This window comes from Bradyrhizobium sp. A11 (assembly GCF_042077125.1).
In the GTDB taxonomy this organism is placed as follows: domain Bacteria; phylum Pseudomonadota; class Alphaproteobacteria; order Rhizobiales; family Xanthobacteraceae; genus Bradyrhizobium; species Bradyrhizobium japonicum_B.
Genome location: NZ_CP149509.1, coordinates 6,250,484 through 6,269,538 on the forward strand (window position 1 = coordinate 6,250,484; position 19,055 = coordinate 6,269,538).

Below are 19,055 nucleotides of genomic sequence, written 5' to 3' on the forward strand. Positions count from 1 at the left end.
CGGGGGTGTTCGTCCGCAGGCTCCGTTGGCCCGAAGCAATGCAATCAACTCAACGGAAATATCAGCGCCGGCCGACGCGGTTGACCGGGCCGCCGCGATTCATCGGCGTTCCCGCGCGCACGCCGACACCGGGCGCGCCGACGCCGGGCGTTGCGACCGCCGCGGCGGCGACCGGCGCTCCCGGCGCCACCACCACTGCCGCCGTCGGCCGCACCACGCAGCCCTTGGGCACGCCGACCGTCTTGCAATAGACCACCGCCTGCGCCGGGCTCGTGCCCAGCGACACCATCGCCGCGCCCGCGAGCGCCATGACCGTCAGCCCTGCGCTCAGCGCTCCAGCTCTCTTCGACATTCTTAGCTCTCCTGCTTCCCGTTGGCGTCCCGATGCAATCACCGGGTTTCGCAGCCTAGGTATAGCCTGAATGGCAAAAGACGGCGCCCGAATACATGCCATGAAGATGGGGGTACCGCAGCCGGGAGGGTTAGCCGGTGCCATGAACATGGCATGGACCGGCGGCCGGCCTTTGCGGAATGGTCCGGCCCGATTGATCCCGGTCGGGACCAACGAGGATTCCAAAAGAGGTGCCTTATGAAGATTTCGGTTCTTGCCGCGCTGCTGCTCGCTGCCGCCGCCCTGCCCGCTGCCGCGCAATCCGGTCCGTCGGTCCAGGAGCAGATGGCCTGCCGCGGCGACGCCAGCAAGTTCTGCGCCGAACATATCGGCAAGCCGCCGCAGATGAACGCCTGCCTGCGCGACAACAAGTCGAAGCTCTCGGAGTCCTGCCGCAAGGTCGTTGAATCGCGCGGCGGCTAGTCGTCGTCGTTCTTCCTGAAAGACGACAACGAGGGCGGCGTGCTGCCGCCCTCACGATGGCAGCGCCGCTACTCCTGCATCATCTCGCCGCTGCCGCCGAACTCGGCCGGAAAATCCTTCAGCTTGGGCAGGCCGTCGCGCATCGGCAGCACGGTCTCGGCATAGTTGACGTGAACGCCGGGCGCGAAGGCGAGCGTCGGGATCGTGGCGCTGAAGACGTCGACCAGGCCGAGCGGCGGGTGATTGGTCATGAGATGACCGCCGCACTTCCTGCAATATTTGCGCTGGCTGAGCGGCGTCTTGACGAAGGTCTCGACATTGCCGGCGCCTTCGGTGACGCGCACAGCCTCGGGCTTCCACAGGCTGAAGGCGTTGACCGGACCACCCGACCACGACCGGCAGGAGCGGCAATGGCAATAGCCCATCGCCTCCGGTGCGCCCGTGACCTCGATCGTGACCGCGCCACAGAAGCAGTTTCCGACATGCTTCATTGAATCGTCTCCGTTGATGAAGGGAAGGATCCCCTCCCCGCTCCTCGTCCACGATATGTCGGGACAGATGGGATGCGGGGAGAGCTGTCGGGGTGAAGGGGACATCACCCCGAGGGCGACGTTGAGGGGCAGACGCGTGAGATGCTCGCGGATCCCACCAGGCGCGGCCACGCGTCCTCCGTTCGGCGGACGCGCGCGGTGCTGCACCGAGGCTAGAGCGATCGACGCCAGGGAATAAGCATCGACACCCGTTGTTTGTAGTCCCGGTACTCGTCACCAAAGAGAGCGACGAGGTCGTGCTCCTCCAGCGCGATGCCGACGAAGATGTACAGCGTGGTGACGGCCGCGAACAGCAGATGGCCCCCGGTCATGGTCGGCGCCGCCCAGAACGCAACGATGAAACCGAGGTAGATCGGATGGCGGACGAAATTGTAGAGCAGCGGCGTCTTGAAGCGCGGCGGCGCCATCTCCTTCCCGATCAGATGGTTGGTCACCTGATGCAGTCCGAACAATTCGAAATGATTGATCAGGTAGGTGCTGGTGAACACCAGGATCCAGCCCGCGAAGGACAGCGTGACCAGTGTCACGGCGAGATCATGGTTCTCGACGTTCCATATGATTGCAGGTAACGGTCGCCACTGCCAGAACAGGAGGAGCAATGACAGGCTCGCGAACAGCACATAGGTCGAGCGCTCGACCGGCTTCGGGACGAACTGCGTCCACCACGCCTTGAACTGCTTGCGCGCCATCACGCTGTGCTGAACCGCGAACAGCGACATCAAGAGCAGATTGATGAGAACCGCCTCGACTGGCGGCGTGTCGGTTCCGGTGTCGATGGTCTTGGGGACCATCACCCCCATGACGAAGCCGATGGCGTAGAGAATGGTGACGAAGAAGACGAGATAGGCCGTAATTCCGTACAAAAAGGCGGCGAGCTTGAAAATGCGTGTGCCCATAACTTCCGGGCCCATGGAATGAATTTGGTGATCAAGTTGGGTCATGAAACGCTCCGTTGTGCCGAGACATCGACACTGTTTGGTCTTGGCACCATGGCGGATCGGACGCCCCAAGACTTTCGCGGGCGGTTGATTTTCGCCTGAGACGACTTTGATTTTTGCTTGAGACGACGAAACCGTGCGATTCAGCTTTGAAAACAACGTGCTCGACGGCACCCTGCGGGAGCTCACCCGCGGCGGGGTGCCCGTGCCGTTGCAGCCGCAAGTGTTCGATCTCTTGCTCTATCTCGTCGCGCAACGCGGGCGTGTGGTCAGCAAGGATGACCTGATCAGCCAGATCTGGGCCGATCGGATCATCTCGGATTCCGCGCTGAACAGCCGGATCAACGCCGCGCGCAAGGCGATCAGGGACGATGGCGCGACCCAGCGGCTGATCAAGACCATTCCGCGCAAGGGCTTTCGCTTCGTCGGCGAGGTCCGGGAAGAAGCCGCAGCGATCGTGCCGGCCGAAGCCGGGCCCGCACTCCCGCGCGTGGCGGATCGCCCGGCGGTCGCGGTGCTTGCCTTCGAGAACATGAGCGGCGATCCCGCCCAGGATTATTTCGGCGACGGCATCAGCGAGGACATCCTCACCGCGCTGTCGAAGCAGCGCTGGTTCATGGTGATCGCCCGCAATTCATCCTTCACCTACAAGGGACGCGCAGTCCATATCGGGCAGATCGCGGAGGAGCTCGGCGTCCGCTACGTCGTCGAAGGCAGCGTCCGCAAGTCGAACAACCGGGTCCGCATCACCGCGCAACTCAACGACGCCATTTCGGGCGGCCATCTGTGGGCCGAGCGCTATGACCGCGAGCTGGGCGACGTCTTCGCCGTTCAGGACGAGATCACCAACGCAATCGCGGCGGCGATCGAGCCGCAGATTCACGCAGCGGAGAATTTTCGCGCGCACAGCAAGACACCGGCGAGCCTGGACGCATGGGATCTCCTGATGCGGGCGCTGTCGCATTATTGGCGCGTGACCCCCCGCGATCACGAGACCGCACGAACGCTGCTGGAACGCGCGATCGGGATAGATCCGAGCTACGGCCGGGCGCTGTCGCTGCTGGCGGCTAACCACATGTTCGGCGCGCATCTCGGCTGGAGCGAGCTCGCCACGGTGGCGCCGGTGGCGGAAGCCGCCGCGCTGGCCGCGGTGCGCTGCGATCATGAGGATGCCTGGGCCCATGTCGCGCTCGGCAGCGTCTGCTTCTCGACACGCAGGCTCGCGGACGCGCTGTCCGAGTTCGAGCAGGCGCTCGGGCTCAACCCGAACTTCTCCCTGGCGCAGGGCTATTACGCGCTGGCGCTGTCCTATGCCGGACGGCCGAAGGATTCGTTCGAGGCCGCGCAGCGTGCGATCCGGCTGTCGCCCCGCGATCCCTCGCTGGCGATCTATCACGGCATCGCCGGCTATGCGCGCTTCACCGAACGCCGATATGACGAGGCCATCGCGCTCGCGCGCGAGGCGATCCGCCATCGCGGCGATCTCACCGGAGCCTACCGCGTGCTCGCGGTCTCGGCCGGCATGACCGGCGACGACATGCTGGCGGAGACGGCGCTGGGCGAGCTCCGCCGCGCCCAGCCGGGCATCTCGCTGCACTGGATCGCGACGCAGCTGCCGTGGGCCAACGACGCCGATCGCGCACACTATCTGGAAGGGTTCCGGCGCGCCGGATTGCGCTAGGGTATGTCGCGGCTCTTACCCTCCCCTGGAGGGGGAGGGTGGCTCACATCTGAGCGCAGCGAAGATGAGAGACGGGGTGGGGTGACGGTCTTTCCACCTCGAACAGTGCCCGTATGGAGAGATCACCCACCCCGCTCGCGCTGCGCGCGATCGACCCTCCCCCTCCAGGGGAGGGTAAGAGACGTCGCGAACTTTTCTTAGGGCGCGGTGTTCCTAGGCTCGCTTGCGGCGCAGATGGACGATGACGTCGAGCCGCGCGATCTCGTGGCCGGGAAGCGCCTCGGGGATCTTGGTGAAGGCGAGGCCGTCGGCAACGTCGACCAGCACGTCCTCGCCTTCGAGGTAGAAGTGCGGATGCACCGAGGTGTCGGTGTCGAAGAACGACTTGATGCCGTCGGCCGCGATCCGGCGCAGCAGGCCGGCCTCGGTGAACTGGTTCAGCGTGTTGTAGACGGTCGCGAGCGACAGATAGGCGTTCGCCGCCATCGCCTCTTCATAGAGGCTCTCGGCGGTGACGTGACGGTGGCCGTTCAGGAACAGCAACTGGCCGAGCGCGAGACGCTGGCGCGTCGGGCGCAGGCCGGCATTGCCGAGCAGCTGCAGGCAGCGCTGCACGCCTGGATCCGGCGGTGGCTCGAGGCTGGCGACATCAGGTCCGTCATCGTCAAGCGCCGGGATATGGGTGGCCTGGATGTCCATCGATCGTCTCACGGCTCAAGGGAGCAGGACAGGCAGTGCCGCCTTCCGCCAGTTGCTATTGGATCGCAAAGGCGCCGGCCCGACTTTGATCCAGGTCAAATTCGCAGGCCGCCTCTGACCTATCGCAAGGCGGCCCGGTCTATTCCCGGCCAGGATCGGCTGATATCAACGAGGTTCGCATGTCCAGACCGGTTCCCGACAAGGCAGAGGTCGCGCTCGAATATCCCGACAAGTTCTATGTCGGCACTTTCGAGCATTCGTCGCGGTTCGAGGCGCGGCTCGATGGCAGCGGCGTTGCGCTGACGCTGCAGCATCCGGGCGCCGCCGACGAGCGCAAATCGGTCCACCTGCACATCAATTTCGGCCTGCTCGCCGGCATCCTGCGTGAGCTCGCGGGCAGCGTCGCCGGCATCCCCAAGGACGATATCGCGCACCGCGAGCAGCTCGCAGAGGCGCTCGACGAATTGCGACGGGCGCTCAGCGCATCATGACGGTCTGACGCTTTTGGTCGCAGGCGCAAGCTTGTGCACCGGCTCCGCCAACTCTCGCCATGACTGAAGCCTGCTGATTGCTCCGTGCGCGAAGGCCTGCGGGGAAAACCGGACGCGCTGTACATTTTTTGTGCTGATACTGTCGAGACTTTCATCTTGCGGCGCCGAACGAGACTGTGTGAGCCTCGATATCGGATGGGGACTGGGACGGACTGGTCGTAGCTTTGCGCGCGAGCACGTTGCGAAGCGTTTTCGGCTGGCCTCGCTTGAGAAAGTTACGACATGCCGAAACGAGTGTTGCTTGGTCTCCTCCTGGCTTGCGGCTTTGCGGCCCCGGCTCTGGCGCAAGAGCCGAAAACCGGAGGTGTGATCAATGCCGTGATCCAGCCCGAGCCGCCTGGCCTGATGCTGGCCCTGGTGCAGAACGGCCCGACCCAGATGGTGTCGGGCAACATCTTCGAGGGGCTATTGCGCTACAGCCCCAAGCTCGAACCGCAGCCGGAGCTCGCCGAGAGCTGGAGCGTCAGCGAGGACGCCAAGACCTACACCTTCAAGCTCAGGAAGGGCGTGACCTGGCACGACGGCAAGCCCTTCACCGCCGCGGACGTCTTGTTCTCGATCGAGATGCTGAAGCAGACGCATGCGCGCGCCCGCACCAATCTGGCGCAGGTCGACAAGGTCGAGGCACCCGACGCCCATACGGTGGTGTTCACGCTGAAGCAGCCGTTCGGCCCGTTCCTCGGCATCTTCGAGGTCGGCTCGATGCCGATGGTGCCGAAGCATCTCTATGAAGGCACCGACTTCAAGACCAATCCCTACAACAACGCGCCCATCGGCACCGGCCCCTTCATGTTCAGGGAGTGGCAGAAGGGATCGTTCATCCGCCTGGTCAAGAACCCGAACTATTACGAGAAGGGCAAGCCGTATCTCGACGAGATCTACTGGCAGATCATTCCCGACGCCGCGGCGCGCTCGGTGGCATATGAGACCGGCAAGGTCGACGTGCTGCCCGGCGGCTCCGTCGAGAATTTCGACGTGCCGCGGCTGTCCAAGCTGAAGGACACGTGCGTTACGGGCGCCGGCTGGGAGTTCTTCTCACCGCTGGCCTGGCTGTGGCTCAACAACCGCCAGGGTCCGCTCGCCGACAAGCGGGTGCGGCAGGCCGTCATGTATGCGATCGACCGCGATTTCGCCAAGGACGTGATCTGGAACGGGCTCGGCAAGGTCGCGACCGGCCCCTCCGCCTCGACCATCAAGTACTACACCGATGACGTGAAGAAATATCCTTACGATCCGGCCAAGGCCAAGGCGCTGCTGAAGGAGGCCGGCTACAAGGGCGAGAAGATCCGCCTGCTGCCGCTCGCCTATGGCGAGACTTGGCAGCGCTGGGGTGAAGCCGTGAAGCAGAACCTCATGGATGTCGGCATCAACATCGAGACCATCGCCACCGACGTTGCCGGCGGCAACCAGAAGATCGGCGACTGGGACTACGACATCGCCTTCACCTATCTCTATCAGTACGGCGATCCCGCACTCGGGGTCGGCCGCAACTACATCTCCAGCAACATCGCCAAGGGTCAGGTCTTCAACAACGTCGAGGGCTATTCCAACCCGGAGATCGACAAGCTGTTCGCCGAAGGCGCGGTCGCGACGCCGGATTCCAAGCGCAAGGAGATCTACGAGAAGGCGCAGAAGATCCTGGTCGAGGACGTGCCGGTGGCCTGGATGCTCGAGCTGCAATTCCCGACCATCACGCGCTGCAAGGTCAAGAACCTGATCACGACGGGGATCGGGGTCAATGACGGCTTCAAGGACGCATGGCTCGACAAGTGACGAGGTGCATGCGACATCGCGACGAAATCTCAGTCGCGGCGTCGCGCTCCGGGGTACGAACTGATTCACGATGAAATCATATCGAGACGCTGAGGCATCGGCGGTGCCCACCTCTCCCCGTCGGGGAGAGGTGTTCCTCGCGGCAAGACCGCCTCGATCAACTGGCATACGAGTCTAGATGCTCTCCTTCGTCGCTCAGCGTATCGTGAAGGGCGTGATCGTCCTGCTCGCGATCGTCGTCCTCAATTTTTTCCTGATCCGGCTCGCGCCCGGCGACCCCGCGATCGTGATGGCGGGCGAGGCCGGCGCCAGCGATCAGGTCTTCGTCAAGCAGCTCCGGGAAAAGTTCGGCCTCGACAAGCCGCTGCCCGAGCAGCTCTTCATCTACGTCAAGGGCGTGGTCAGCCTCGACCTCGGCTTCTCCTTCCGCCAGCAGGCGCCGGTGGCAAAACTGATCGGCGAGCGGCTGCCGGCGACGCTGCTGCTGACGCTGACCGCGTTTGCGATCTCGCTGATGCTCGGCATCCTCTTCGGCACTTTCGCCGCGCGCTTCGCCGGAACCTTCCTCGACACCGCCATCACGGTCTTTGCGCTGGTCTTCTACGCCATGCCGATCTTCTGGGTGGCGCTGATGGGCATCCTGCTGTTCTCGGTCACCATGGATTGGCTGCCGAGCTTCGGTTACGAGACGGTCGGCGCCAACCTCACCGGCTTTTCCCACGCGGTCGACGTCGCAAAGCACCTGATCATGCCGGCGATGACGCTCGGCCTGTTCTTCATGGCGACCTACACCCGCATGACGCGCGCCTCGATGCTGGAGGTGAAGCGGCTCGACTTCGTCAAGACCGCGCGCGCGAAAGGCCTTGGCGATGCCGTGATCCAGCGCCGCCACGTGCTGCGCAATGCGCTGCTGCCGGTCGTGACGCTCGCCGGCGTGCATTCCGGCACGCTGATCGGCGGCGCCGTCATCACCGAGACCGTGTTCGCCTGGCCCGGCATCGGGCGGCTGATGTACGACGCCCTGCTCCAGCGCGACTACAATCTGCTGCTCGGCGTGTTCGTGATCTGCTCCGCCATGGTGCTGATCTTCAACCTCATCACCGACCTCGTCTATCGCCTGGTCGATCCGCGCATTGAATTCGCCTCATGAGACAGTTCTGGAAATCGATGTTCAAGAGCCCGAGCGGCGTCATCGGGCTGATCATCCTCCTGCTCGCGATCTCGGTCGCATTGTTCGGGCCGATGCTGTTTCCGAACTCGCCCTGGCGCATGGTGCAGCGGCCGTTCCTGCCGCCCTTCACGCTCGGGGCCGTGCCGCTCGGCACCGACGCGCTCGGCCGCGACGTCTTTGCCGGCATGATCTTCGGCGCGCGGGTCTCGCTGCTGGTCGGTCTCGTCTCGACACTGGTCGCGCTGGTCGTCGGCATTCCCATCGGCGCGATGGCCGGCTATTTCGGCGGCAGGGTCGACGACGCCCTGATGCGCTTCACCGAGTTCTTCCAGACCATCCCGAGCTTCGCGCTCGCGATCGTGCTGGTCGCGATCCTGCAGCCCTCGATCTATTCGATTGTCGCCTCGATCGCGGTCGTGAGCTGGCCGCCGGTCGCCCGCCTGGTGCGCGGCGAGGTCCTGTCGCTACGCACGCGCGAATATGTCCAGGCCGCGATCGTCACCGGCCAGAGCAACAGCTGGATCATCCTGCGCGAGATCCTGCCCAACGCGCTGTCGCCGGTGATCGTGCTGGCCTCGCTGATGGTGGCGACCGCGATCCTCTTGGAATCCTCGCTGTCCTTCCTCGGCCTCGGCGATCCCAATCTGATCTCCTGGGGCTACATGGTCGGCGCCGGCCGCACCGTGATCCGCCAGGCCTGGTGGATCACCGTGTTTCCCGGCATCGCCATCCTGATCTCCGTGCTCGGGCTGAACCTGATCGGCGAAGGCCTCAACGACGCGCTCAATCCGCGCCTCTCGCGCGAGGGACGCTGATGATGATCGCCCCGCCCGCCGTCTCCATCAGGAACCTGCGGATCGCGCTGCCGAAGGGTGCCGAGCGGCCCTTCGCGGTCGACGGCGTCTCGCTGGACCTGCACCCCGGCAAGATCGTCTGCGTCGTCGGCGAGTCCGGCTCCGGCAAGTCGATGTGCGCGCATGCGCTGATGGGTCTGCTGCCCGATACGGTGTCCGTCGCCGCCGGCGAAATCCAGTTCGAAGGCCGCGACCTGCTCAAGCTCGATGACGCCGGCTGGCGCGACCTGCGCGGCCGCCGGCTGGCGATGATCTTTCAGGAGCCGATGACCGCACTCAATCCCTTGATGCGGATCGGCGACCAGATGGCGGAGATGTTCGAGGCGCATGGCCTGCTGACGCCAAGGGAGCGGCGCGCCAAGGCGCTGTCGCTGGCGCGCGAGGTCGGCCTGCCCGATCCTGAAAGGATCGTGCGCGCCTATCCGCACCAGCTCTCCGGCGGCCAGCGCCAGCGCGCCATGATCGCGATGGCGCTGGCGCTCGAGCCTGCGGTGCTGGTTGCGGACGAGCCGACCACCGCGCTCGACGTCACCACGCAGGCGCAGATCCTCAAGCTGATCCGCAACCTCCAGCGCAGCCGCAACATGGCCGTGATGTTCATCACGCACGATTTCGGCGTGGTCGCCGACATCGCCGACCAGGTCGTGGTGCTCCGCCATGGCAAGGTCGTGGAGGAAGGCCCGGCCTCTGCCGTCTTCAACGAGCCGCAGCACGACTACACCAAGGCGCTGCTCGCCGCCGTCCCCTCGATCGATCCGCCGGCACGCAAGCCCCTCGACGGTCAGGCCAGGGCGGTCGAGGTGATCGGTCTCGATAAGACCTACGTGACATCAGGCGGCTGGTTTCGCGAGGACCGCCGCGTCGATGCCGCGCGCGCGGTCAATTTCGACATCCTCAAGGGTGAGACACTCGGCCTCGTCGGCGAATCCGGCTCCGGGAAATCATCGGTGGCGCGCCTCGTAATGCGGCTGATCGAGGCCGACCGCGGCACGGTTCGGATCGGCGAGACCGATCTCACCTCCCTCTCCGGCAAGGCGCTGCGCGCGGAGCGGCATCGCATCCAGATGATCTTCCAGGATCCGTTCGCCTCGCTCAATCCGCGCCGCAAGATCGGCCACATCATCGCCGCCGGCCCGATCGCGGCCGGCATCGATGCGAAGATCGCCTTCGATCGTGCCCGCGATCTGCTCAAGATGGTCGGCCTCGATGCCGGCGCGCTCGAACGCTATCCGCACGAATTCTCCGGCGGCCAGCGCCAGCGTATCGGCATTGCGCGCGCGCTGGCGCTCGAGCCGGAGATCATCGTCGCCGATGAAGCCGTCTCCGCGCTCGACGTCTCCGTGCAGGCGCAGGTCTTGAAGCTGCTCGAAGACCTCAAGGCGCGCCTCGGTCTCTCCATGCTGTTCATCACCCACGATCTGCGCGTCGCCGCCCAGATCTGCGACCGCATCGCGGTGATGCAGCGCGGCGCCATCGTCGAGCTGAAGCCGACCGCGCAGCTGTTCGCCGCGCCGGAGCATGCCTATACGCGCGAGCTGCTGGCGGCGGTGCCGGGACGGAAGGAGCCTGCGCCGGCGGCGTGAAACGGTGTTCGCATCGGATCACCGGACCTCGCGTTGTTCCAAAAACTTGCATGCCCGAAGGTGAAACATATTGAAGCCAACGGCATTTGCTTTCCGGAATGATCCTTGCTGATGAAGACAAGGAGCAAAGCTGACACCGCCATTTAGAGCCTCGCAAGCGAATACAAGGTGGTGAGCGGCTTCTCGACCCGCGCATGAACGGCGCTGGAGGTATCGAGATGCCCGGGTGCGCTCACACGTATTTTATTCCGTCGTGATCGGCCGCGCCGCTTCAAAGGCGAAGCCGGCACCATAGATCATGATGGAATGATTTTCGTCATCTGATGACGGATGCCAATTGATACGGAGTCAACATGGGCGAAGTTATTCGATTTGTCTCGAAGTCCGAGCGTGAGCGGATGCGTCTCATCCAGGAGGCGCGCGCCATCTACGACAGCATCTTCCCTTCGGCCGATCCGGCCGGCGAAGGTCAGGATAAGGTGCCGCCTGGCCGGGCGTTCGTCGGCGACGGGAGCACCCGATCGTGATCAAGATCATCGCGGTGCTTTGCAGTCTCGCTTCTCCGAACAATTGTCACGAGCAGATCGTCACCACCTCGGATTTTGCCGAGGTCTCGGTGCAGTCCTGCCTGATGGGCGCGCCGCAGCTTGCCGACTGGATGAACCAGCATCCGACCGAGCGGCTGGCAGCATGGCGCTGCGTGATCGGGCAACAGGTTCGCCGCGGAATTTAGCTGTTCAAGCTGATCGGCATCGCTCTATCGGGTGGTGTTGCTCCAGGTCGGAACGGAATTGGTCACGCCGACCGACGGCCAATTGTAGGATCCGATCGACGGCGCCGTGACGGTGCCGACCGACGCTCCGGACGAGCCGTACGCTTTCGGCTGCGCGGCCGGCGACGCGCCGCCGCCATAGTTCGGGGCCACCACGCCGGCACTGTAAGGCCTGCTCGCGCGCTGCTTCTTCGCCTCGGCCGCGACCGGCGCGAGCAGAAGTCCGGCCCCGATGACGGCGGCAATGGCGAATTTGAAGCCCATCATGGCTGATCTCTCCGAAGCTTGCGCCCTTGTCGCCATGTGTCCATTCAGCGGACGATATCCAGGGCCGCCCCGTTCATAACTCCGTGCGCGGAGGAAGGTGCCGGGAGCGGACAGTCCGCCTTCGGTTGGACCCGAATCAGCGTTAGTGCATTGGCCTCACCGAGTTCGCGGATTGAGGCGACATGACCGGCCCTGAACTGAAGCAACTCCGCGCCGACCTCTCGGACGCCCTCGAGCGGAAGCTCACCGCGCTCGACATGGCAAAGCTCTGCGGATTGCCGGAGAAAGGCGGCGCCGACACCATCCGGCGTTGGGAGGTGAGCGGCCCGACGCCCTCGGCGACCAAGGTGCTGCGCGTGCTCGCGATGGCGAGCGAGCGCTATCCGATCCTGGAGAAGTTCGACATCTTCGATCGCCACGACGTGCGCGAGGAGGACCGACCGGCAAAGCGCGCGGCGTTCCGCCAGCAGATGCGGGACGAGGCGCGCCGGCGGCTAGGTTAACGAAGTGCGCCTGGAGGTTACCGAAACGCTGCGGCGTTAAACCTTCCTTCAGCATTTCTTAAGCCGGCATTAAGCACGAAAATCATTTGCAGCCCAATAGGTTGGGTTGGGTCTCGCTGTGCCATGCATGTGACAGCATTTTCATCAAAAGCGAGCTATCTGCAGAACCAACGCCGGCGCGGACAGCGCGCCTGCCGGGGACATTGAGTGCTGGAGTTCAAGACGATGAAGAAGATTCTGTTTGCGACCGTTGCGCTGCTCGCGATGGGCGCGGCTGCACCGGCCGTCGGTGCCGATCTCGGCAACCGCAACTATTACAAGTCGCCCGCGCCGGCCTATGCCGCGCCGATCTACAACTGGACCGGTTTCTATATCGGTGGCCATGTCGGCGGCGCGTTCTCCAGCGACAACAATTTCAGCGGCCTCTCCACCGGCAACAACGGCAATGGCCGTTTCCTCGGCGGCGTGCAGGTCGGTGCGGACTGGCAGTTCCACCCGAACGTCGTGGTCGGCGTCGAGGGCCAGTATTCCTGGCTCTCCGGTAGCGTCGGCGCCGTGTTTCCGGGCGGCATCGCCTACACCAATGACCAGCGCGGTCTCGGCTCGATCACCGGCCGCATCGGCTACACCTGGGGTCCCGGCCTCGTCTACGTGAAGGGCGGCTACGCCTATTCGGACAACAACGAGAGGGTGACCGTCGGCGGCGTGCCGGCCGCCTTCGTCATCACGGGCGATCACCGCAACGGCTACACCGTCGGTGCCGGCCTCGAATACATGTTCGCCCCGAACTGGTCGGCCAAGGCCGAGTACCAGTATTACAATTTCGGCGACGCGAGCTTCACCGCGGGTCCGCTCGTCGGCACCGGCAGCTTCACCACCGACGACCACACCATCAAGGCGGGCGTCAACTACCGCTTCAACTGGGCGGGCCCGGCGGCCGCGCGCTACTGATCGGTTACCGCAACTTTACCAGGACGAAGGGCCGGCGACGTCGCCGGCCCTTGTTTTTTTCGCCCTGCGGAACAGACGCAACCGTTTGCGGACATTGCGATTTTTTTAACCCGGCCGTGCCGATACTGCCGGCCACAAAGAGAAGCAAGAACGCTGGGGGAATTTTCGATGGCGATCCGTCTGGGCCTTGGCCCTTTGCTTGGTCGATTCAAGCCGCGATTCAAGATGCCGACATGGGGCGTGCGCGGCAGCCTGTTCGCGGCATTCGCGGTGATCGCGGGCATGGGCCTCGTGATCGCAGCCGGCGCCGGCCTGGCGCTGCAGAATCTCGGCGGACGCATGACCGAGCTGAGCGGACGGGACATTCCGCGCCTGACCGCCAGCCTGCAATTGTCGGCGCTGAGCGCGAGCCTTGCGGCGCAGGGACCGGCCCTGCTCGCGGCGCAAAGCGAGGAAGCCCTCAACGAGCGCACCAAGAAGCTCAAGGAATTGCAGGAGCAGACGCAGCAGAAGCTCACCGAGATCATTCAGCTCGGCGGCGACAAATCCGTCGTCTCCGGTCTCAGCGAGACGATGAAGAGCATCAACGAGGCGGCGCAGAGCCTGGCCAAGGCCGCCCGCGAGCGGCTGGATATCGCCGCTCTTCACGACAAGCAATATGACGCGCTGCGCAGCGCGCAGGGCGCCTTCGTCGGCGCGGCCAGCCCGGCGATGCTCGACGCGCAGACCCGGGTCAACGCCATTCTCGGCTCGGCCGACCTGTCCGCCGCGGATGCAAGCGAGGCCGCGCAGACCGTCGGCCAGCTCGGCAACGTCGTCGCCAGCGGCAACCTCGCGGCCGCCGACATGAGCGCGGCGCTGTCGGCCAACAGCAGCGACAAGCTCGACGACATCCAGAAGGAATTCAAGACGGCGCAGGGCCGCCTGCGCTCCAATCTCGATCTGCTGCCGGACAACCAGGGCAACAAGATGCTGCGCGAGACGGCGGAGAAGCTGCTCGCGCTCGGCACCGGCAAGACCGGCGTGTTCAATCTGCGCGAGAAGGAGCTCGACTCCATCGATTACGGCCAGACCATCCTGGACGAGACCCGCAAGCTCAATGTCGGCCTCGGCATCAGCGTGCAGCAGCTCGTCGACGGCGTGCAGAAGGAGACCGACGCCTCGACCTCCCAGGCGCAGCAGGAGACCTCACTCGCGACGTCCGTGATGCTGGCGCTCGGAGCCTCGATGCTGGTCGGCTCGGCGCTGTTCGTCTGGCTCTATGTCGGCCGCAACATCCTGCGCCGCATCCGTGAGCTTCAACGCGCGATGCAGCTGCTCTCGGCCGGCGACCTCGACACCGAGATCGTCCGTTCCCGGCAGAACGATGAGATCGGCGTGATGAAGGAAACGCTGACCGTGTTCCGTGACAGCATGATCGAAGCCCGGGCGCTCGCCGGCGAACAGGAAAAAGACCGCGTCGCCAAGGCCGAGCGGGCCGCGCGCATGGAAGCGAAGATCGCCGAATTCGAGAACACGGTGCGCACCGCACTCGACAACCTGGCGCAATCGGCCAATTCGATGCAGTCGACCGCGCAGAGCATGTCGACCACCGCCGACCAGTCCAACGCGCTGGTCAACGCGGTCGCCTCCGCCGCCGAGGAGACCTCCGTCAACGTGCAGACCGTCTCGTCGGGCACCGAGCAGCTGTCGTCCTCGATCGAGGAAATCAGCAAGCAGGTCGTGACCTCGGCCGCGATCGCCAAGAAGGCCGTCGACGAAGCCGGCGCGACCGACGCCACGGTGCAGAGCCTCGCCGACAGCGCGAGCCGCATCAGCGTCGTGGTCGATCTGATCCAGACCATCGCCTCGCAGACCAACCTGCTCGCACTCAACGCCACCATCGAGGCGGCGCGTGCCGGCGAGGCCGGCCGCGGCTTCGCCGTGGTCGCCTCCGAGGTGAAGAGCCTCGCGAGCCAGACCGCCAAGGCGACGGAGGAAATCCGCACCCAGATCGCCAGCATGCAGGACATCACGACCTCGGCGGTCGGCGCCATCCAGGGCATCGGCCGGATCATCGGCGAGATCAATGACGTGACCACGACGATCGCGGCCGCGGTCGAGGAGCAGGGCGCCGCCACCCGCGAGATCGCGCGCAACATCCAGCATGCGGCCGGCGGCACCAGCGAGGTCTCCAGCAACATCGTCGGCGTCTCCACCGCCTCCGCCGAGGCCGGCGCGGCCGCGAGCGAAGTGCTGGGCGCCTCCGACGCGCTGCGCCGCGAAGCCGACCTGCTGCGCGGAGAGATCGACGCGTTCCTCAACAACATGCGGGCGGCGTAGGACGCCGCGGCATCGGTACTGCGCTCCCCTCTCCCGCCTGCGGGAGAGGGTCGGCGTGAGGGTGCCTGGTTGAGGGAGCCGGCGTCTCGCGGTCCCACATCACGGAAAAAGCCTCCGGTATGACCGCCATGCGAAGACCCCGCCCGGTCCTTTTTCGGCTGGCGCGGCGCGCGCGCCGGGTTTAAGCGGGTAGCATGACCGCGAAAACCGACACCGCGCCGTCCTCGGCCGAGGCCCTGCGCTATCCCTGGGACCAGCATCCCGGCCACGACGAGATCGTCGAAGTCAGGCCCGGCGTGTTGTGGGCCCGGCTGAAGCTGCCGTTCCGCCTCAACCACGTGAACATCTACCTGCTCGCCGACGGCGACGGCTATGCGATGGTCGATACCGGCTTCGGCAACGAGGAGACGATCGAGGCCTGGACCAAGCTGTTCGACGGACCGCTGAAGGGCGTCACCGTCACCCGCCTGATCGTCACCCACTCCCATCCCGACCACGTCGGCCTCGCCGGCTGGGTGGTGGAGCGATTCAACTGCCCGCTGGTGATGTCGCAGGTCGAGTATCTGCAATCGGTGTATCATCAGAACCGTGGCACCGCGGAGCGGCAGGAAGCGCAGCGGCTGTTCTTCCGCCGCCACGGCATGGACGAGTCGCTGACCGAGAAGCTGCTGGGCCGCGGCCAGGATTATCTCAAGCGCGTCTCGGTGCTGCCGCCCTCCTACCGCCGCATCTCCCATGGCGACGACGTCGTCATCGGCACGCGCCGCTTCAAGGTGATCACCGGCGGCGGCCATGCGCTCGACCAGGTCATGCTGTATTGCGCCGACGACAAGCTGTTCCTCTCGGCTGACCAGGTGCTGAGCAGGATCTCGCCCAATGTCAGCGTCTGGGCGGTCGAGCCCGACCAGAACTCGCTCGGCGAATATCTGGCCTCCCTCGCCAGCCTCACCACGACGCTGCCCTATGACGTGCTGGTGCTGCCCGGCCACGGCGTGCCGTTCTACGGATTGAAGACCCGCATCAAGCAGCTCGCCGACCACCACGAGGAGCGCTGCCGCCTGATCGCGGAGGCCTGCCGCGAGGTGCCGCAGACCTCGCGCGCCCTGGTGCCCGTGGTGTTCAACAAGCATGTGCTCGACGAGCACCAGATGGGCTTTGCCGCCGGCGAGCTGGTCGCCCACGTCAATTACATGATCGTCGAGGGCCGGCTGACCGCCGAGACGAAGGACGGCGTGCTGCAATTCAGGACGACGTGAGCCTTTTCTTCACCTCGCCCCGCTGCGGGCCGAGGGAGCACACCGTCACTGCGGCAAAACTCACGTCGTGTTCGCGATCGCATGCAGCGCCGCGACGTAGCCGAACGGGCCGAGGCCGCAGATCACGCCGGTCGCCACGAACGAGATCCTGGAGTGGCGGTGATATTCGTCGCGGGCGTGGATGTTGGAGATGTGGACTTCCAGCACCGGCCCCTCGAACGTCTTGATCGCGTCCATGATGGCCACCGAGGTGAATGAGAAGCCGGCCGGATTGATGACGATGGCGTCGGCATCCTGCCGCGCCGACTGGATCAGGTCGACGAGGACGCCTTCATGGTTGGACTGGTGGAAGGCCAGCTTGAGGCCGAGCCTGGCTGCGGCCTCCTCGCAGCTCGCGTTGATCTCCGCGAGCGTCGTTGTGCCATAGATGTGCGGCTCGCGGATGCCGAGCATATTGAGGTTGGGACCGTTGAGGATCATGACACGTTTCATCGGGCGTCCTTTCGCATGAGCTTGGCGAGCACCGATCCGCGCCCGGACGAAAACAAGACGGCGGGATCGGCGCGACCAGCTCGGCCATCATGGACGCAGGGCGCCCCATGGACAAAATGTCCAAGCCGGCTGCGGCGGTCTGCGGCTGTCGCAGGGGCCGCCATCCGCGGCGGCGGAACGCGTTAGGCGTTTGATCCACATCAACTATCGCCTGCGAGACGCCGCTATCAATATACCCGCGCGCCGCGCACCAAATGTGTGCTGGCGCATAGACATTGGAGCTGGAAAAGCTCTAAAAAATGGGTGGCCGCCTTGGCCGGGTTCCGTTGCAGGTCTTGCCGATGGATTACAATCAGTTCTTCGATTCCGCCCTCGATCGTCTCCACGCGGAGCGGCGCTACCGCGTGTTCGCCGACCTCGAGCGCACGGCCGGCCGGTTCCCACACGCGGTCTGGCACTCGCCCAAGGGCAAGCGCGACGTCGTGATCTGGTGCTCCAACGATTATCTCGGCATGGGCCAGCACCCGAAGGTGGTCGGCGCCATGGTCGAGACCGCGACCCGCGTCGGCACCGGGGCCGGCGGCACCCGCAACATCGCCGGCACGCATCATCCGCTGATTCAGCTCGAGGCCGAGCTCGCCGATCTCCACGGCAAGGAAGCCGCGCTGCTGTTCACCTCGGGCTATGTCTCGAACCAGACCGGCATTCCGACCATCGCAAAGCTCATTCCGAACTGTCTCATTCTGTCGGACGAGCTCAACCACAATTCGATGATCGAGGGCATCCGCCAGTCGGGCTGCGAGCGGGTCGTGTTCCGCCACAACGATGTGGCGCATCTCGAGGAGCTGCTGAAAGCGACCGACCCGAACCGTCCGAAGCTGATCGTCTGCGAAAGCCTCTATTCCATGGACGGCGACGTCGCTCCGCTCGCCAAGATCTGCGATCTCGCCGAGAAGTACGGCGCGATGACCTATGTCGACGAGGTCCACGCCGTCGGCATGTACGGCCCGCGCGGCGGCGGCATCGCCGAGCGTGACGGCGTCATGCACCGCATCGACGTGCTCGAAGGCACCCTCGCCAAGGCGTTCGGCTGCCTCGGCGGCTACATTGCCGCCAACGGCCAGATCATCGATGCCGTGCGCTCCTATGCGCCGGGCTTCATCTTCACCACCGCGCTGCCGCCGGCGATCTGCTCGGCGGCGACCGCCGCGATCAAGCACCTGAAGGCCTCGAACTGGGAGCGCGAGCGCCACCAGGACCGCGCCGCCCGCGTCAAGGCGATCCTCAACGCCGCCGGCCTGCCCGTGATGTCGAGCGACACCCATATCGTGCCGCTGTTCGTCGGCGATCCCGAGAAGTGCAAGCAGGCGTCCGATCTCCTGCTCCAGGAGCACGGCATCTACATCCAGCCGATCAACTACCCGACGGTCGCCAAGGGCAGCGAGCGGCTGCGCATCACGCCCTCGCCCTATCACGACGACGGCCTGATCGATCAGCTCGCCGAAGCTCTGCTGCAGGTGTGGGACCGCCTCGGCCTGCCGCTGCGCGCCAAGTCGCTGGCCGCGGAATAGGTCTTTCTTACCCTCCCCTGGAGGGGTCCGGGACGAGCGTAGCTCGCCCGTGGGTCGCTACGCATGCAGCGAAGCGGAATGCGTAGCGGGGTGGGGTGACGGTGTCTCCACATCCAATACTGCCCGAGTGGATAGATCACCCCACCCCGCTCGCGCTACGCGCGATCGACCCTCCCCCTCCAGGGGAGGGTAAGTCCCAGGCATCCGCATTCCCACCTTAACGACAGCCCCGATTCCGGCCGCCGCCCGGCATTTCGCTGTCGCTTCGCCCTGTCCAACGCGCTAGATTTGCAGGGAAAATGAGCG

General features: G+C 65.1%; 20 protein-coding genes. 14 read left to right on the forward strand and 6 right to left on the reverse strand.

Features of this window, described 5'->3' with window-relative positions; translation table 11 throughout:
- Window positions 1-61 precede the first annotated feature (61 nt).
- Window positions 62-352 carry a hypothetical protein gene (locus tag WI560_RS29425; protein WP_028134086.1) on the reverse strand — a complete coding sequence of 97 codons (291 nt, stop codon included), beginning with the start codon at window positions 350-352 and terminating at the stop codon, window positions 62-64.
- 237 nt (window positions 353-589) lie between these two features.
- Here WI560_RS29425 and WI560_RS29430 point away from each other — a divergent pair, with 237 nt between their 5' ends.
- On the forward strand, window positions 590-814 hold the full coding sequence (locus WI560_RS29430) for a hypothetical protein (protein ID WP_375305974.1): 225 nt from the start codon (window positions 590-592) through the stop codon (window positions 812-814).
- Window positions 815-882: 68 nt separating this feature from the next.
- Here WI560_RS29430 and WI560_RS29435 read toward each other — a convergent pair whose 3' ends face one another.
- Complete coding sequence (locus WI560_RS29435) at window positions 883-1,305, reverse strand: GFA family protein (RefSeq protein ID WP_028134084.1); 423 nt, start codon at window positions 1,303-1,305, stop codon at window positions 883-885.
- Between the two features lie 212 nt (window positions 1,306-1,517).
- Complete coding sequence (gene mddA, locus WI560_RS29440; RefSeq protein ID WP_375305975.1) at window positions 1,518-2,306, reverse strand: methanethiol S-methyltransferase; 789 nt, start codon at window positions 2,304-2,306, stop codon at window positions 1,518-1,520.
- Window positions 2,307-2,439: 133 nt separating this feature from the next.
- On the opposite strand from mddA, the gene WI560_RS29445 reads away from it, so the two are divergent.
- A complete protein-coding gene (locus WI560_RS29445; protein WP_375305976.1) occupies window positions 2,440-3,984 on the forward strand; it encodes a winged helix-turn-helix domain-containing protein in 1,545 nt (514 codons plus the stop codon).
- Window positions 3,985-4,197: 213 nt separating this feature from the next.
- On the opposite strand, the gene irr is transcribed toward WI560_RS29445, so the two are convergent.
- A complete protein-coding gene (gene irr, locus WI560_RS29450) occupies window positions 4,198-4,683 on the reverse strand; it encodes a Fur family transcriptional regulator Irr (RefSeq protein ID WP_375305977.1) in 486 nt (161 codons plus the stop codon).
- Between the two features lie 179 nt (window positions 4,684-4,862).
- Between irr and WI560_RS29455 the strand changes: the two genes are divergently transcribed.
- From WI560_RS29455 to WI560_RS29485, 7 genes are all read left to right on the forward strand, one after another.
- A complete protein-coding gene (locus tag WI560_RS29455; RefSeq protein ID WP_028134081.1) occupies window positions 4,863-5,174 on the forward strand; it encodes a hypothetical protein in 312 nt (103 codons plus the stop codon).
- A gap of 282 nt (window positions 5,175-5,456) precedes the next feature.
- Complete coding sequence (locus WI560_RS29460) at window positions 5,457-7,007, forward strand: ABC transporter substrate-binding protein (protein WP_375305978.1); 1,551 nt, start codon at window positions 5,457-5,459, stop codon at window positions 7,005-7,007.
- Window positions 7,008-7,185: 178 nt separating this feature from the next.
- Entirely contained in the window at window positions 7,186-8,157 is a 972-nt protein-coding gene (locus WI560_RS29465) for an ABC transporter permease (protein WP_375305979.1), read from the forward strand.
- A complete protein-coding gene (locus tag WI560_RS29470; protein WP_375305980.1) occupies window positions 8,154-8,993 on the forward strand; it encodes an ABC transporter permease in 840 nt (279 codons plus the stop codon). The genes WI560_RS29465 and WI560_RS29470 overlap by 4 nt, the downstream gene beginning before the upstream one ends.
- 2 nt (window positions 8,994-8,995) lie before the next feature.
- Complete coding sequence (locus WI560_RS29475; RefSeq protein WP_375308937.1) at window positions 8,996-10,615, forward strand: ABC transporter ATP-binding protein; 1,620 nt, start codon at window positions 8,996-8,998, stop codon at window positions 10,613-10,615.
- 353 nt (window positions 10,616-10,968) lie between these two features.
- A complete protein-coding gene (locus WI560_RS29480) occupies window positions 10,969-11,142 on the forward strand; it encodes a hypothetical protein (RefSeq protein WP_375157490.1) in 174 nt (57 codons plus the stop codon).
- Window positions 11,139-11,348 carry a hypothetical protein gene (locus WI560_RS29485; RefSeq protein ID WP_375305981.1) on the forward strand — a complete coding sequence of 70 codons (210 nt, stop codon included), beginning with the start codon at window positions 11,139-11,141 and terminating at the stop codon, window positions 11,346-11,348. The genes WI560_RS29480 and WI560_RS29485 overlap by 4 nt, the downstream gene beginning before the upstream one ends.
- 24 nt (window positions 11,349-11,372) lie before the next feature.
- Here the strand turns inward: WI560_RS29485 and WI560_RS29490 are convergent, their stop codons facing one another.
- Window positions 11,373-11,654 (reverse strand): hypothetical protein, encoded by a 282-nt coding sequence (locus WI560_RS29490; protein ID WP_257179487.1) that lies wholly within the window; start codon window positions 11,652-11,654, stop codon window positions 11,373-11,375.
- 182 nt (window positions 11,655-11,836) lie between these two features.
- Between WI560_RS29490 and WI560_RS29495 the strand changes: the two genes are divergently transcribed.
- From WI560_RS29495 to WI560_RS29510, 4 genes are all read left to right on the forward strand, one after another.
- The gene (locus WI560_RS29495) at window positions 11,837-12,157 is read left to right on the forward strand and encodes a hypothetical protein (RefSeq protein WP_028134074.1); all 321 of its coding nucleotides are present in this window, start codon (window positions 11,837-11,839) and stop codon (window positions 12,155-12,157) included.
- A gap of 225 nt (window positions 12,158-12,382) precedes the next feature.
- Window positions 12,383-13,108: an outer membrane protein gene (locus WI560_RS29500; protein WP_028134073.1), complete on the forward strand. Its 726-nt coding sequence runs from the start codon at window positions 12,383-12,385 to the stop codon at window positions 13,106-13,108.
- A gap of 168 nt (window positions 13,109-13,276) precedes the next feature.
- Window positions 13,277-15,430 carry a methyl-accepting chemotaxis protein gene (locus WI560_RS29505; RefSeq protein WP_375305982.1) on the forward strand — a complete coding sequence of 718 codons (2,154 nt, stop codon included), beginning with the start codon at window positions 13,277-13,279 and terminating at the stop codon, window positions 15,428-15,430.
- Between the two features lie 194 nt (window positions 15,431-15,624).
- Window positions 15,625-16,686: an MBL fold metallo-hydrolase gene (locus WI560_RS29510; RefSeq protein ID WP_257179484.1), complete on the forward strand. Its 1,062-nt coding sequence runs from the start codon at window positions 15,625-15,627 to the stop codon at window positions 16,684-16,686.
- Between the two features lie 60 nt (window positions 16,687-16,746).
- Here WI560_RS29510 and aroQ read toward each other — a convergent pair whose 3' ends face one another.
- Window positions 16,747-17,178, reverse strand: coding sequence for a type II 3-dehydroquinate dehydratase (aroQ, locus tag WI560_RS29515; RefSeq protein ID WP_375305983.1), 432 nt, complete (start codon window positions 17,176-17,178; stop codon window positions 16,747-16,749).
- A 341-nt stretch (window positions 17,179-17,519) separates the two neighbouring features.
- Between aroQ and hemA the strand changes: the two genes are divergently transcribed.
- Entirely contained in the window at window positions 17,520-18,749 is a 1,230-nt protein-coding gene (gene hemA, locus WI560_RS29520; RefSeq protein ID WP_375305984.1) for a 5-aminolevulinate synthase, read from the forward strand.
- The last annotated feature ends 306 nt before the right edge of the window (window positions 18,750-19,055 follow it).